Below are 15,494 nucleotides of genomic sequence, written 5' to 3'. Positions count from 1 at the left end.
ATTCCTCCATCTTCTCTATTCTACCATATTTTTCATGAAATATTGATGATAAAAGGCTGGTGGATAGAGCTTTTGCCAATCATTTTGAGGATTTTTTTGATAATAGGTTTGAAAATACTGATAATAGCTGGTCAAATCTTGCTTAATCTGGCAAAACTCACCTACTAGTGGTCGAATTTGTGGATACCATTCTTTCAGCCCATAAGTCAGGATATTATCTCCCTTTTCATAAGCTTCTGCTTGTTCTTTCATCCATATAGGATTTTGATAATAAAGTTGCTGTCTGATATAGCGACAGATGTTCTTGTCCTGAGAAACTGTAAAACGATATATTTTTTGTTTCTTATAGGGAAGGCGTAATATATCCAGTAGACTACCTTGACCATAGGGAAATTCCTTGATTTGATAATGGAGTTTGCCACGGAGATCTTGGTGGATGAGATATTTAAGCCTTAAAACCTGTTTTTTCTTGTCCACTTCCCAAATATAAAAGCCCATATTTTGACTGAAATAAAGAAAACCTTGTTGCAGACGGGTCAAACGCTCCTTGAGCCAAAGCTTTTCACCCAGCAACCACAGTACTTGGTAACCCTGACTACGATAGCCCTCGCTACGCTCTTTGAGAAGTTTTTGTGGCAAGGGACTACACTGAACTTCAAGAGCAAGATGAACATTTACAAATACATCCGCAATCTGTTTAAGTTCTGGAAGAGGGTATTCTAATTGCACCTCGGCCTCTGTTTTCAACCAGCGATAGAGGACCTCCTTATTTTCCAAGTGTTCTAGACTTTCATTTTCAGAGGAATAATAACAGTATTTTAGGGATTTATGGGCAAAATGGGTCCGTACACTTGATCCTTGACGCAAACGGAGCTGACCTCCACAAGCTGGGCAGGTATAATCTTGCTTCTCAAGCTTGTCTTCTAATACATTTACCAATTCTCCCCTAGCATCTCTAGCAACAAACATGATTTCCCTCCTTTTCTATTTTATTCGTAAAAAAGAAAAAAGATCAGGAAATTCTCCTAATCTCTATTCATGTTTATACTCAATGAAAATCAAAAAGCAAACTAGGAAGCTAGCCGCAAGCCGTACTTGAGTACGGTAAGGCGACGCTGACGTGGTTTGAAGAAATTTTCGAAGAGTATTATTTGATTTTTTTAGCTAGCATGGTCGCAAAGCGTAGTTGAATCCGATTGCCATTCTCATCACGACGGTGAAGATAGCCTGGATTTTCATTGTACTTAACCAATTCCCAGTCCTTGTAATAGTCTGCCAGTTCCCCTTCTTTAAAGGTAAATGGGAAGTTCACAGAGCAAGGGTAATCTTCCGTATCCATAGCACAAACGATAAGATTATAACCACCGACCGTGGTATGCTCCTGCATATTTTTGATAATTGTAGGAATGCGGTCTGCTCGCAAAAACATCAAAACAACTGTCGAAACGATGAAATCATACTCTTGCCCAATGTTGGCTGAATTGATATCGTAGAGACCAACAGGCATATCCAGGTCTTCCTGCTCAACAATGCTTTGCAAGATTTCAAGAGATAATTCATTTTGATCTACAGCTGTCACATCAAAACCATTCTGTGCAAGAAAGAGAGAGTTACGGCCCTGACCACAGCCCAAATCCAAAGCTTTTCCTGGTTTTACTGTCTGCATTGCCTCTAGGACCTCTGAATGAACAGGATTGGTATTGTATTTCTTAGGGAAATAATCCTCAGGTTTACAATAAAATTCCAAATACCATTCTACATCGTCTGTTACAGCCTCCACTCGATGCCAAGCTTGAGGTTGTGCCATGGGATTGTCGGCTCCTGCTTCAAAGAGATGTTCTGCTAGAACCTCACCATCCTCTGTCAATTCAATAAACTTGAGAGCTCCCTTCAAGACAGTAATTTTCCCCCAAGTCCCAACCTTGGTATTGTGTTTCTGCTGAACCGCCTCTGGCATGGTTTCTTTAGTCCACAAAGGCATACGTTTATAGGCAACTAATTTTTCCATTTTCATTTCCTCTTTTTATCTCTGATTGACTGCTTTCATAACACGCGCGATGTCGCGGTTTTGTTCACGTCGCTTGATTGACTCCCGTTTGTCGTAGTCATGCTTCCCTTTGACAAGTCCTAAAAGAAGCTTGGCATAGCCATCTTTGATATAAACTTTAAGGGGAACCAGAGTCATGCCTGTCCCTTTGGTCTCTTGCTCCAACTTCTGGATTTGCTTTTTATGGAGCAGGAGTTTACGACGACGTTCTGGTTCTTGATTCCAGATATTGCCCTCTTCGTAAGGCGCAATATGAACATTGCTCAACCAAACTTCCCCATTTTTTACTTGGGCAAAGCCATCCTTGAGATTGATTCGAGCAGCTCGCACACTCTTGATTTCAGTTCCAGTCAGGACCATTCCTGCCTCTAGCGTATCTACGATTGTATAGTCGTGGCGCGCCTTTTTATTTTGTGCGACGACCTTTCCCTCGCCCTTTGCCATGCTTGGCTCCTTTCTTAGCTACTTCCTTGTAAAAAGGTTTCTTGCCCTTTTTCTTCTTGTCTTTTTGTGAATGCTTGCGCTTATCATTTGAGCGTCCTGATTTTCTCTTGTCTTCCTTCTTATCTGAACGACGACTTGAACCACGCCCTCTATCATTGCGACTAGACTGTTTCAAGCCTTTTTCAATGACATCAAACTCACTTGGAATATAAGAGAAGTCGATTTCACCAGTCATCTTATCCGCTCTTTCAACTCGGATACGGATTTGCTGACCTACACGGAAGGTTGTTCCTGATTTCTCCCCACGAAGAGTCAAATCACGTTCGTTGAAATGATAAAATTCAGGTAGATTGGTGATGTGAATCAAGCCTTCAACCGTATTTGGCAATTCAACAAAGAGACCGAATTTGACAATACTTGATACAACCGCATCGTACTCTTCGCCTACATATTCCTCCATGTACTCAGCCTTTTTCATGGCTTCGACTTCACGTTCAGCCTCGATGGCACGACGTTCCCGGTTGGAAGACTGGGTCGCAATCTCTGGAATCACTTGTTCAAAATGCTCGGCTATTTCTTTAGAACGGCCGTAATCACGAATCATACGGTGAACAAGAAGGTCTGGATAACGGCGAATCGGACTAGTAAAGTGAGTGTAATAGTCAGCCGCTAATCCATAGTGGCCATGATTGTGCTCCGAATAGCGAGCCTGCTGCATAGAGCGAAGAAGCATCATGGACAATACATCCGCATAAGGTTCTCCCTCAACAGCACGCATGATGTCTTGGAGGGCCTCTTGGCTAATCTCACTGGCAGTCCCATAAATGCGCAAGCCAAAGCTCGAAGCATAATCAATAAACTTCTGAACCTTTTCAGCCTTTGGTTCCTCGTGAATTCGATAGATAAAAGGCAAATCCAGCTTGCTGAAATGCTCGGCAACTGTTTCATTGGCCATCAACATAAAGGACTCAATCATGCGCTCGGCAACACCACGCTGACGAAGAACGATATCAACAGGCTTACCTTGCTTATCCACCAAAATCTTAGCTTCATTGGTGTCGAAATTGAGGGCTCCACGTTTTACTCGCATATTCTCTAGAGTTTCATGAAGCTTAGCCATAAGTTCAATACTTGGAACAATTTTCTGATATTCTTGTCTCTTTTCCTTGTCTCCAGCTAGGATATCATTGACATCGCTATAGGTCATACGGAAGCTAGTCTTGATAACCGTTTGTGTGATGGTGTAGTTGACTACACGACCATGTTTATCAATCTCCATAATGGCAGACTGAGTCAAGCGGTCAACTTGAGGATTGAGGGAACAGATGCCATTTGACAGTCGTTCTGGAAGCATTGGAACCACTCGGTCTGTTACATAGACTGAAGTCGCTCGGTTAAGGGCTTCCTTGTCAAGGGCAGAACCCTCGGTTACATAGTAGGAAACATCTGCGATGTGAACACCAAGCTCTAGATTTCCATTTTTCAAGGTCTTGATATGCACCGCATCGTCCAAGTCCTTGGCATCCGCACCATCAATGGTAAAGGTAATCTCATCTCTTAGATCCAGACGACCTTCCATATCCTTTTGAGACGGAGCATCAGGAACACTTTCTGCTTCCTTGACAACAGCTTCTGGAAACTCAGATACAATGTCCATAGACTCCAAAACCTCAAGAACATCAATTCCGACATCCGTTGAATGCCCAACCACATCTAGTACACTCGCAACAAAGAAATCATGTTTCTTGCTTGGGTATTTATCGATAAAGACCTTGAGAACTTCGGTTCCCTCGAGTTTAAGGGCTGGTTTCTTAACATAAATCAGTTGACTGATTTTCTGATTCTTTGAACGGATGTAGCCAGCATACTTGGGCTTTTCCTGATCTAGAACGATTTGGCCAACAACTGTTGTCAGACTGTGTTCTAAGATATCGATAATTTTTGCTTCTGCTGCTGTTCCCTTATTTCGGTCAGCGACTTTCTTGATGACGACCTCAACGGTATCACCATCAATAGCATAATTGACATCGTTTTTTCCTACAAAAAGGTCTTCCTCCTCACCTTCCAGACTGACAAAGCCAAAGCCATTTTTATGGGCATGAAAAATCCCCTTGAGAGTAATCTCATGTTTTTTCTTAATTTCTAATGTCAGACTACCATCTTCTTCAAAACGAATCTGGTGCTTCCTTTCCATTAGGGACAAGGTTTTAATCAACTCACGAAAATCCTTGGAACCGTCTTTTCCCAAAGCCTGAGCCAAGTCATTGACAGTTACCTTTCCCTTGTCTTGTAAATATTCTTTTATTCTATCTTTCATATTTTCTTTCTAGATTTTTTAATTTTCTTTTACTGTAAAACCTTCTCAAATATCTTTTAAAAATAAAAAGAGGCAAAGACCTAGTCCTGCCCATTATTTTCTTATCTACTTGATAATACCGTCAATGCTAAGGCAATGGCTAGCCAGAAAAAGACTAAAATCCCTGTTAAACGCTGCATTACAGCTTCGAAACCGCGTGCTTTACTGCGTTCAAACAAATCACCTGAGCTGGCATCAAATACATTGCTGGATTGGTTTTTAGTTGGTTGCATGAAAATCGCAATCACAATCACAACAGATAATACTAATAAAATGGTTAATAATAGGTTATACATATCAAACTCCTTAAAATCCCTATTATTTTACCATAAAATCTACTTAGATTCAAGATGTAGGGTTACTTTTCTTTCCTTGGGACAATACTTTAAAACCTCAATCTTGTCTGGATGGGTTTTTGAATTTTTACTGGTTAGGTAATTGATACTGCCACAAGAGGAGCATTTGAGATTAATTTTTACTCGCACTAGATTTCCTTTACTTTTAATAATGTTCGAAATTGAAGAAGGTTAAAGAGACAACTAAAGGCAACACAAAGGCTTGTCGCATAAAATACTGTATGGTAGCCAAATTGACCTGCTACTGCAGAACCTGCCATGGGACCAACGACACCTCCCAAATAAAAGAATACCTGATTAAAGGCAAAGACCCTCGAAATACCAGCTTTGGGTGTCATCTTGCTGAGAAGGGCATTAACTCCGGGAATCAAGGCACCGGTCCCCAAGCCAAAGAGGAATCGATAGAGTCCTAGTTGAAGGGGGCTAGAGGCATTGGCACAGAGGAGATAGATGATGACTGAATAAAACTGGGCTACAACCAAGAGACGATGATTACCCACCTTATCACCTAGCTTGCCCATGACTCCTGCACTCATCATACTGGAAAAGCCCATACTGGATACAATCAAACCTGATACAAAGAGAAGATTCTCTGTCTGGCCTAAGTCGCGCACATAAAGTGCTAAAATAGGGCCGATTGATTGAGCTGAAAATTGGATGACAAAACTGGTCAAAAAGAGGTTGACCAAGAGATAGGGATATTTAACTGATGTAAACAATTCTTTTGTTGGAATGGCCTTTTCTTTTGCTACTGGTTGAAAATCTTCCTTGATAAAGCAAATAGTCAAAACAGCGGCTAAGAACAGAAAACTACCAACCAGTAAAAAGACAGTACGGATGCCAAATAATTCTGCGATAAAGCCACCGATAAAAGGACCAGTTAACGTACCTGCAACTACTCCTGTAGACAAAGTTCCGAGAGCAGAGCCTGATTTCTCCTTGGGAACCTGACTGGCTATCAGGGCTGTTGCATTGGGAACAAAACCTGCAAATACACCATTTAGTAAGCGAAGAAAGATTAGCCAATAAATATTTGGGACAAAGGCCAAGCCTCCCATCGTAATGGTCATGGCCATCCCAGCTCGAATCATCATGGGTTTTCGACCGTATTTGTCAGCAAGGATGCCCCAGATAGGAGAGAAAAGTGCCGCAGAAATGGCAGAGACAGAAATAGCTAAACCTGCATAAAAAGCAGCTTGATCACTCCCTACACCTAAATTTTCCACAAAGATAGGCATAAAAGGCACAACTAAGGAAATACTGGCTCCTGTCAGAAAATTACCAAACCAAGCAATGCGCAGATTATCTTTCCAGTTAATCTCTGACATCTTGCTTACCTCCCTCAAGAAGGGTAAGCACCTGAGTTAGAAGCTGATCCTGATTGCCATTGTTATCTAGAACATAACTGGCCAAATCTTTCTTTTTTTCTAAAGGCCACTGGGCTGCCAGACGAGACTCAGCTTCATCCTTGGATAACCGGTCCCTTTTCATTAAGCGTTCTACTTGGACATCTCGGTCCACATAGACCAACCAAGTCTCATCAAACCAAGCACTGTAGTCCTGCTCAAAAAGTAGGGGAATATCCATGAAGAAAATCTCTTCTGTCTGAGCCAATTGCTCTCTTAATGTAGCTAGTTCCTCACGGATAATCTCTCCTTGAATTTGCTTAGACCATTCTCGTTCTTCAGGATTTGAAAAGATAAGACTAGCTAGCAAAGGGCGATTAAGTTCTCCATTTTCTAGAATGATTTCTTGACCAAAATGCTGGACTATAGCCTGAAACAGACGACCACCAGGTTTCTGTAGTTGATGGACGACTGCGTCGGCATCCACTACTTGCAAGCCTTGCTTTCTTAGAAAATTTGTCACAGTTGACTTACCAGAGGCAATTCCTCCAGTGATTCCGATAATTTTTCCCATCAATTCCTCCTTTGACACTGAGGACAAAAATGGGTACCTCGTCCGCCTAGTTGGACTTTCTCAATCACAGTGCCACAACGTGAGCATTCTTGACCAGCCTTGTCATAGACCTGATGAAAATCCTGCATAGTTCCATCTTCCCCAAAGACATTGGTATAGGTCCGAATGGTGGAACCACCTTTTTCAACAGCTTGTCCCAAAACAGCAATGGTCTGGTCATGAATGGCAGTCGCTTCTTCTGCTGTCAAAGTCTGGGAAGGTCTAGCTGGATGAACCTGAGCTCGCCAGAGGACCTCATCCACATAGATATTGCCAAGTCCAGCCACCAAGGTCTGGTCTAGGAGATGGGACTTGATAGGCTTTTTAGATTTGGTTAGGGCAGCTTGAAAGACCTGCAAGTCAAAGTCTTGTTCGCTTGGCTCAGGACCTAATTTCTTAGAAATAAAGTAAGCGTCTAAAAGGTCAGGAGCCAAGAGTTCCATAGTACCAAACTTGCGTACATCCTCATAAACAAGCGTCCCACCATCCTCAAACTGGAAGAAAACATGGGCATGCTTGCGTTCAGGAACCTGGTCCGGATAGTAAAAATACTTGCCCTCCATCCGCAGATGAGAAATCAAGACCTTGTCTGTCAGGTAAAAAAGCAGATATTTGCCACGACGTCCCATTGACTCAACAACTTGACCAGGCACTTCCTTTCGAAACTCGTCCAAATCCGTCTTAATCATCTTGGGATAGCGAATTTCTATACTCGAAATCTTCTTTCCCAAAATCAATTTTTCCAAGCCACGTCGAACGGTTTCAACCTCAGGTAATTCAGGCATAAGTCCTCCTTCTGTAAAAACAAGAAGCAGGCATGAGCCCACCTCTACTTAGTATTCTTTTTCATTATAGCCAAAGTCAGCCAAATCTAGCTTTTTATCGCGCCAGTTTTTCTTGACCTTGACCCAGGTTTCTAGGAAGACCTTGTCTCCTAACATGAGTTCAATATCACGACGAGCCATGCTACCGATTTTCTTAAGCATAGCGCCACCTTTACCAATGATAATCCCTTTTTGGCTATCGCGCTCGACCATGATGGTTGCACGGATGTGAACCTTGTCTGTCTCTTCATCTCGTTTCATAGAATCCACAACTACTGCAACAGAATGCGGAATCTCTTCACGAGTTAGGTGCAAGACTTTCTCGCGAACCATTTCTGAAACCAAGAAACGCTCTGGATGGTCTGTAATTTGATCAGACGGGAAATATTGGAAACCTTCATCTAGATTTTCACTCAAAATATCCACTAGACGAGACAAGTTATTTCCCTGAAGAGCTGAGATTGGTACAATTTCCTTGAAGTCCATCTGATTACGGAAATCATCAATCTGAGACAAAAGCTGGTCTGGGTGAACCTTATCAATCTTGTTCACAACCAAAATCACAGGAACCTTGGCAGCCTTAAGACGCTCGATAATCATATCGTCCCCCTTACCACGTGCTTCATCAGCAGGCACCATAAAAAGAACAGTATCCACTTCGCGAAGGGTGCTATAGGCAGACTCGACCATAAAATCTCCAAGAGCTGTTTTAGGTTTGTGAATCCCTGGTGTATCAATAAAGACAATTTGTTCCTTATCGGTCGTGTAAATTCCCATAATTTTGTTGCGCGTTGTCTGCGCCTTGTCACTCATGATGGCAATCTTTTGCCCCATAACGTGATTTAAAAAGGTTGACTTCCCAACATTGGGACGTCCTAAAATGGCTACAAAGCCTGATTTAAAAGTCATAATTTCCTCTTACTGTTTAAAATAATAAATCCCAGATTCGTGGGAGAAAAATCAATGCGCCTGTTAAGGCTGCGAAAAGAGAGACCACTAATACCGCGCCAGCCGCCATATCCTTGGCATTTTTAGCCAGCATAGAAAAGTGATAGTGACTGGCCAAATCCACCACATTTTCAATAGCAGAGTTGATAATTTCAAAGGCTACTACCAAGAAAATGCTCAATAGGAGAAAGAGCCATTCGATTCGTGACACCTGAAAAACAAAACCTGCAAGAATGACTACAAGAGCCGTCACTGCATGTTTTCGCATATTGCGTTCTTCCTTGATAGCAGTAAAAATTCCTGTGAGAGCAAATTCTAAACTGGATATCAGGTCACGATTTTTCCATTTTCGTTTATTGTCTTGTGAGTCCATAGGCTGTCAAAATTTCTTCTTGTAAACCGAACATCTCCGCTTCTTCTTCCGGAGTGTAGTGATCATAACCGTTGATATGTAAAAATCCGTGTACTGCCAAGAAGCCCATCTCACGCTCAAAGCTGTGACCGTATTCCTCGGCCTGCTCATGAGCCTTATCGATAGAGATGAACAATTCCCCAATATAGGCATCAAACTCAGACATCATCTCTGCCAATTCTGGATTTTCAAGCAAATCCTCTTCGTCAAAGGCAATTTCCAATTCTGGTTTATACTCAAGGCTGATGACATCTGTCGGACGGTCGGTGTCACGGTACTCCAGATTGAGTTCATGACTACGTTCATTGGTCACAAAAGTAACTACCATCTCCTTGTCTTCTTTTCCTAATTTTTGGGCTGCAAATTCCAAAATTTCTTGGGTTTGTTGCAACATTTCTTTTGAAACTTGACCAGTTTCATCTACCATTTCAATATACATGTGCTTCTCGTTTCTCTTTACTTGGCTTTATTATACCACATTTCCATGATTTTATTCTACCTTTTTGATATAATACTATGGAATACAATCACAAGGAGAGAACGATGTCATTTGACGGATTTTTTTTACACCACATGGTTGAGGAATTGCGAAGAGAGTTAGTGAACGGTCGCATCCAGAAAATCAATCAGCCTTTTGAACAAGAGTTGGTCTTGCAAATCCGCAGCAATCGCCAAAGCCATCGCCTGCTCCTTTCTGTTCATCCCGTTTTTGGACGCATCCAGCTGACCCAAACAACTTTTGAAAACCCAGCTCAACCTTCTACCTTTATCATGGTTTTGAGGAAGTATTTACAAGGTGCCGTGATTGAATCGATTGAGCAAGTCGAAAACGACCGTATCGTAGAGATCACCGTTTCCAATAAAAACGAGATTGGGGATCATATCCAGGCTACCTTGATTATCGAGATTATGGGTAAACACAGTAATATTCTACTGATCGATAAAAGCAGTCATAAAATTCTCGAAGTTATCAAACACGTCGGCTGTTCACAAAATAGCTACCGCACCTTACTTCCAGGATCGACCTATATCGCTCCGCCAAGTACGGAATCTCTCAATCCTTTCACTATCAAGGATGAAAAGCTCTTTGAAATCCTACAAACACAGGAAACGACAGCTAAAAACCTTCAAAGCCTCTTTCAAGGTCTGGGACGCGATACGGCAAATGAATTGGAAAACATCCTGATTACCGATAAACTGTCTACTTTCCGTAACTTTTTCAGTCAAGAAACCAAGCCATGCTTGACTAAGACTTCCTTCAGTCCAGTTCCTTTTGCAAATCAGGTGGGAGAACCTTTTGCCAGTCTTTCTAATTTGTTGGATACCTACTATAAGGACAAGGCTGAGCGCGACCGCGTCAAACAGCAAGCTAGTGAACTCATTCGCCGTGTTGAAAATGAACTTCAAAAAAATCGTCATAAGCTTAAAAAACAAGAAAAAGAGTTACTGGCGACAGACAATGCTGAAGAATTTCGTCAAAAAGGGGAATTGCTGACAACCTTCCTCCATCAAGTGCCTAACGACCAAGACCAGGTTATCCTAGACAACTACTACACCAACCAACCTATCACGATTGCGCTTGATAAGGCTCTGACTCCCAACCAGAATGCCCAACGCTACTTTAAACGTTATCAGAAATTAAAAGAAGCTGTCAAATACTTGACTGATCTGATTGAGGAAACCAAGGCAACCATTCTCTATCTGGAAAGTGTGGAAACTGTTCTCAACCAAGCTGGGCTGGAAGAAATCGCTGAAATCCGTGAAGAATTAATCCAAACTGGCTTTATCCGCAGAAGACAGCGGGAGAAAATCCAGAAACGCAAAAAACCAGAACAATATCTAGCAAGCGATGGCAAAACCATCATCTATGTCGGCCGCAACAACCTACAAAACGAGGAGCTAACCTTTAAAATTGCCCGCAAGGAGGAACTTTGGTTCCATGCTAAGGATATTCCTGGAAGCCATGTTGTCATCTCAGGCAATCTTGACCCATCTGATGAAGTCAAAACAGACGCGGCAGAACTGGCCGCCTACTTCTCTCAAGGTCGCCTGTCAAATCTGGTTCAGGTAGATATGATTGAAGTCAAGAAACTCAATAAACCAACTGGTGGAAAACCCGGTTTTGTTACTTACACAGGACAAAAGACCCTCCGTGTCACACCAGACCCAGAAAAAATCGCATCCATGAAAAAATCCTGATTTTACTTGAAATCAGGATTTTCTTTTACATTTTATTCTGCAATCAAGGTTTCCAAACCAACCTTCATCATATCAGTGAAGGTGTTTTGACGTTCTTCTGCAGTTGTATCTTCATCTGGATTAACCAAACTATCTGAAATAGTCATAATAGCAAGCGCGTCAACATGGTGTTGAGCTGCCAGATAGTAAAGGGCTGCTGCTTCCATTTCCACAGCCTTGACTCCCCATTTACCAAGTTCGATGTTCTTTTCAAAGTAGTTTGAATAAAAGACATCAGATGACAAAACGTTCCCAACGTGGGTTGTCATACCAAGTTCTTTAGCGATATGGTAGGCCTTATCTAGCAAATCAAAGCTGGCGATTTGTGGAAAATCGTACTGTGGCCAGTCATTACGTACGATGTTGGAGTTGGTTGCAGCTGCTTGCGCCAAAACCAATTCACGGACGTGAACGTCTTCATTCAAAGAGCCCGCAGTTCCCACACGGATTAATTTCTTCACACCGTAATCAACAATCAACTCACGCGCATAGATAGAAATTGATGGCATTCCCATCCCAGTTCCCATGACAGATACACGGTGACCCTTGTAGGTACCAGTATAACCAAACATGTTACGCACTTCGTTAAAACAAACAGCATCTTCAAGAAAATTCTCCGCAATAAACTTAGCACGAAGAGGATCCCCCGGAAGAAGAATTTTGTCAGCAATTTCACCCTGCTGAGCAGCAATATGGATAGACATAATTTATGATACAAAGAGCGACAAGAAAACGACTGAAAATTAGGAATCTGACGAGAAATCCTGATTTCTCAGTCAGATTATCTATTTTCCGAGTTTTCCGCTCGTGTTCAAATCAAAACACACGCTCTACCTTTCTTTTTTTGTATATTTAGGATAGCGACGGAGAACAAAGTAAAAATAGGAAACTGACGACGCACCGCAGATGCTAGACAGTTTATCTTTTTTACACAGTTCTCCGCCCGTATTCAGTTCAGCAAATACGGTTTACCCATCCTTTCTTTTTAAATTTTGATTATATAGAAGAGAATAGACCGGATTCAATTCAAGCCCGAACTCCCCTTCTCTTCTGAGTTTTTAGAAAAGTTTTCTGCTCGTGTTCAAATCAGAACATCTCGCTCTACCTTTCTTTTTTTATTTTTATAGCTAGGAAAAATCGGATTCAATCAAGATTCCAATAGGCCTACTTCATTTCTATTTAAAACAGTTATTGATAAACTGACAATAGTTTTTAATCTTTTAAGATAAATTCTTGACTAGAAGAAATGGGCATTTCCTACCTAATTACTTTATTCTTTGACTTCTGACACAGTATGCTAGCCCAAGGAAAGCGGTCTAACATTTTTGCAAATTCATAGGCTAAAACAGCTGTTACTAAGAGATACGGAAGAGAATCTAAACCGATCCCAGTGAAGCCTATTACTAATCCAGTTGCAGAAATGGGCGCCCTCAAGGTCACAGATAAAAAGCAAACAGATCCCAAAAGCAACATGGTTAACTTACTATCTCCACCTAGAATTATGCCAAGGAGGGCAGCTCCAGCTATCCCCAAAGCAAAAGATGGCGTAAGTGTACCACCATAGGCCCCTGCCCACAGAGTAATAAGAACGACCAGTGCTTTTAGGATAAACAAGAGGAATACTGTTTTACCATTGCTACCATTCAATACTTCCTGAGCCATCATCCGTCCATTTCCAAGTAGATGTGGAAAATAACTTGCCAACCCAGCAAGAAAAAGAAAAGCTGTAGGCAATGCGAGAAGTACTCGTTTATCTTTTATTCTGTTTGAAGACGCTGCCTTACTTAAGCGACCAAAAAGCCAAGCTAGTGGGGTTAAGAAAAGAAGTAATAAGGGAATAATCCATATTTCCTTTAATGACCACGTGATGGCTGAAATCTGGTAGAGAGCCTGATCTGAAATAACCAAGCCTGCTATATAGGTTGAGATATAGGTAGTCAAACCGACTAAGACAAATCGTTTAATAGATAGAGCAATTCCTAGGGTTTCAAAAACAAAGAAGACGCTCGTTAATGGAACCTGATAAACAGCCGCTAAACCAGCACCAGCACCACAAGCAAGGAGAAAAATACGATCCTTTATAGACAGTATACATATATTTCCAATTGGTCCTGCAAATAGAGTCCCAATCTCTCGTGGCGCAGCTTCTTTACCAATAGGTGCTCCCCCTCCAACTGCAATGATCTGCCAAATTGAATGAACTAGCTGTTTTAGAAAATGAAGTTTATATTGTGATGTTTCATCCTTCATCTGCACTTTGATGGAAAAAATCTGTGATTTTTTTTGCAAGAAATACCAGACCAAGGATGAGCCAAGACCCACGATTATTAAACTTAATCCTATCCGTAACGAGGAAACTCCATCTGTCAAAAATCTACTATGATGCTCTGACTGACCAAAAGCTAGCTCCTCCACCATCTCTAATAGATAATGGAGAAAAATACCAGATAAACCCGAAACTATTCCTTGCAGAATTACTGCTAGGAATAATCTAAAATTATAAGGAATCTTTCGAAAAAATCTCCTCGATTCTTTTAACATGATTACAATTCAGCAAGAATTGCTTTCAGCAAGCCCTTGAAATCACCTTTGACACGTTCGGTTACTTCTACAACTTCTTCGTGGTTCAGTTCTTCTTGGAAGCCAGCAGCAAAGTTAGTGATACATGAAATACCTAGAACTTTCAAGCCTGAGTGAGCTGCCACAATAACTTCAGGAACCGTAGACATACCAACGGCATCTGCTCCCAGTGTCTTATAGGCACGAATTTCTGCTGGTGTTTCATAAGTCGGACCAGTTACACCAATATAGACACCTTCATCAAGCTTGATACCAAGTTTTTTAGCCACTTCATGGGCAGTAGCACGGTATTCTGGTGTGTAGGCCTTAGACATATCTGGGAAACGTGGGCCAAAGTCATCCAAGTTTTCACCCATCAATGGGTTTTGACCTGTCATGTTGATATGGTCTGAGATAGCCATCAAAGTACCTGGACCATATCCAATTCCTCCAGCAGCATTGGTTACAATGACACCTTCACATCCGAGAACTTTCATGACACGAACTGGGAAAGTCACGACTTCCAGAGGATTTCCTTCGTAGAAATGAAAACGACCTTGAAGAGCTAAGACCTTGCGACCTGCAAGGTCACCGTATACCAATTTACCAGCGTGTCCGACTACTGTCGAACGGCCCCAGTTTGGAATATCTGCATAGTCTACTACAACTGGATTTTCGATTTCTTCTGCCAATTCTCCCAGACCTGATCCAAGGATTAGACCGAACTCAGGTGCTTGGATTCCCTTGTCTTTCAGGAAGTCAGCTGTTTCCTTGATCTTATTTAAAAACGTCATTGTGTCTCCTTTATTATTTTTTTAGCATTTGACCGATTTTGTCAAAAGTTTTAGCATTGCGAATGGTGATTTGGCGGTAGAAAGGCATCTTGAGTAAGTATTTGTGATAGGCAGTTGCATAGTAGGATTCTTCAGAGAATTTCCCCCAGAAAATACCAAGTTTTCCGAAATGAACGACTTCATCTACCAGTTCCAAACTGTCCACTTTCTCGATCACTTGATCCACATCCAAGCTCTCCGTATAGAAGAGGACATCTTTTCGAGCCAAATCTTTGGTCCACCATTCAGGCAGATTTTCAAGTTCCGCTTCAAATTCCTCTAGACTCAGTAAAGAAAAGCTCTGAATAAATGGATAATGGATTTCAAAGAAAGCCTCTAACATTTCGACCAATCGGGCTTTGGCATCTGTCGAAGTAAAGAAAATATTGCCACTGTTGATGTAGGTTTCAACTTTTTCAATTCCCAACTCTGTCAGTTCTTGACGAAGCTCCGCCATGACGACCTTATTCTTGCCACCAACATTAATGCCTCTCACTAGCAAAGCATAACGCGTCATC

At 41.6% G+C, this 15,494-nt stretch carries 16 protein-coding genes and 1 pseudogene; 1 reads left to right on the top strand and 16 read right to left on the bottom strand.

Translation table 11 applies throughout. From position 1 onward, the window contains the following. Positions 1-15: 15 nt before the first annotated feature. From N5909_RS03685 to ybeY, 12 genes are all read right to left on the bottom strand, one after another. A complete protein-coding gene (locus N5909_RS03685) occupies positions 16-969 on the bottom strand; it encodes a competence protein CoiA (RefSeq protein ID WP_033681866.1) in 954 nt (317 codons plus the stop codon). A 178-nt stretch (positions 970-1,147) separates the two neighbouring features. Further along, on the bottom strand, positions 1,148-2,008 hold the full coding sequence (gene tehB, locus N5909_RS03680; RefSeq protein WP_033681867.1) for an SAM-dependent methyltransferase TehB: 861 nt from the start codon (positions 2,006-2,008) through the stop codon (positions 1,148-1,150). Between the two features lie 15 nt (positions 2,009-2,023). Then, positions 2,024-2,491, bottom strand: coding sequence for an SsrA-binding protein SmpB (gene smpB, locus N5909_RS03675; protein ID WP_033681868.1), 468 nt, complete (start codon positions 2,489-2,491; stop codon positions 2,024-2,026). Further along, a complete protein-coding gene (gene rnr, locus N5909_RS03670) occupies positions 2,454-4,808 on the bottom strand; it encodes a ribonuclease R (RefSeq protein ID WP_033681869.1) in 2,355 nt (784 codons plus the stop codon). The genes smpB and rnr overlap by 38 nt, the downstream gene beginning before the upstream one ends. A 101-nt stretch (positions 4,809-4,909) precedes the next feature. Then, the gene (gene secG, locus N5909_RS03665; RefSeq protein ID WP_000282517.1) at positions 4,910-5,143 is read right to left on the bottom strand and encodes a preprotein translocase subunit SecG; all 234 of its coding nucleotides are present in this window, start codon (positions 5,141-5,143) and stop codon (positions 4,910-4,912) included. Between the two features lie 39 nt (positions 5,144-5,182). Then, on the bottom strand, positions 5,183-5,332 hold the full coding sequence (rpmG, locus tag N5909_RS03660; protein WP_001809104.1) for a 50S ribosomal protein L33: 150 nt from the start codon (positions 5,330-5,332) through the stop codon (positions 5,183-5,185). Continuing rightward, positions 5,332-6,531, bottom strand: a complete 1,200-nt coding sequence (locus N5909_RS03655) for a multidrug efflux MFS transporter (RefSeq protein WP_033681870.1) — start codon at positions 6,529-6,531, stop codon at positions 5,332-5,334. The genes rpmG and N5909_RS03655 overlap by 1 nt, the downstream gene beginning before the upstream one ends. Continuing rightward, the gene (coaE, locus tag N5909_RS03650) at positions 6,518-7,123 is read right to left on the bottom strand and encodes a dephospho-CoA kinase (RefSeq protein WP_033681871.1); all 606 of its coding nucleotides are present in this window, start codon (positions 7,121-7,123) and stop codon (positions 6,518-6,520) included. Before coaE ends, N5909_RS03655 begins: the two co-directional genes overlap by 14 nt. After that, positions 7,123-7,947 carry a DNA-formamidopyrimidine glycosylase gene (mutM, locus tag N5909_RS03645; RefSeq protein ID WP_033681872.1) on the bottom strand — a complete coding sequence of 275 codons (825 nt, stop codon included), beginning with the start codon at positions 7,945-7,947 and terminating at the stop codon, positions 7,123-7,125. Before mutM ends, coaE begins: the two co-directional genes overlap by 1 nt. Before the next feature lie 48 nt (positions 7,948-7,995). Continuing rightward, positions 7,996-8,895, bottom strand: coding sequence for a GTPase Era (gene era, locus N5909_RS03640; RefSeq protein ID WP_033681873.1), 900 nt, complete (start codon positions 8,893-8,895; stop codon positions 7,996-7,998). Positions 8,896-8,911: 16 nt separating this feature from the next. After that, positions 8,912-9,307 (bottom strand): diacylglycerol kinase family protein, encoded by a 396-nt coding sequence (locus N5909_RS03635; protein ID WP_000378166.1) that lies wholly within the window; start codon positions 9,305-9,307, stop codon positions 8,912-8,914. Beyond that, positions 9,288-9,785, bottom strand: a complete 498-nt coding sequence (gene ybeY / locus N5909_RS03630) for an rRNA maturation RNase YbeY (protein WP_033681875.1) — start codon at positions 9,783-9,785, stop codon at positions 9,288-9,290. The genes N5909_RS03635 and ybeY overlap by 20 nt, the downstream gene beginning before the upstream one ends. A gap of 104 nt (positions 9,786-9,889) precedes the next feature. Between ybeY and pavA the strand changes: the two genes are divergently transcribed. Continuing rightward, positions 9,890-11,545, top strand: a complete 1,656-nt coding sequence (pavA, locus tag N5909_RS03625; protein ID WP_271630827.1) for an Rqc2 family fibronectin-binding protein PavA — start codon at positions 9,890-9,892, stop codon at positions 11,543-11,545. Positions 11,546-11,577: 32 nt separating this feature from the next. Here pavA and deoD read toward each other — a convergent pair whose 3' ends face one another. The 4 genes and pseudogenes from deoD to N5909_RS03605 all read right to left on the bottom strand — a co-directional run. Then, positions 11,578-12,288, bottom strand: coding sequence for a purine-nucleoside phosphorylase (gene deoD, locus N5909_RS03620; RefSeq protein WP_000022097.1), 711 nt, complete (start codon positions 12,286-12,288; stop codon positions 11,578-11,580). A 553-nt stretch (positions 12,289-12,841) separates the two neighbouring features. After that, positions 12,842-14,125 carry a chloride channel protein gene (locus N5909_RS03615; RefSeq protein ID WP_271630826.1) on the bottom strand — a complete coding sequence of 428 codons (1,284 nt, stop codon included), beginning with the start codon at positions 14,123-14,125 and terminating at the stop codon, positions 12,842-12,844. Positions 14,126-14,127: 2 nt separating this feature from the next. Continuing rightward, complete coding sequence (locus tag N5909_RS03610; protein ID WP_254753708.1) at positions 14,128-14,937, bottom strand: purine-nucleoside phosphorylase; 810 nt, start codon at positions 14,935-14,937, stop codon at positions 14,128-14,130. Then, a pseudogene (locus N5909_RS03605) lies at positions 14,938-15,493 on the bottom strand (DUF1697 domain-containing protein); the annotation flags it as partial. Position 15,494: the final 1 nt, after the last annotated feature.

Origin of the sequence: Streptococcus gwangjuensis, assembly GCF_028156745.1 — a bacterium.
Taxonomy (GTDB): Bacteria; Bacillota; Bacilli; order Lactobacillales; family Streptococcaceae; genus Streptococcus; species Streptococcus gwangjuense_A.
The sequence above is the reverse complement of the archived record's forward strand: the minus strand, read 5'-3'. Positions and strand labels throughout refer to the sequence as shown.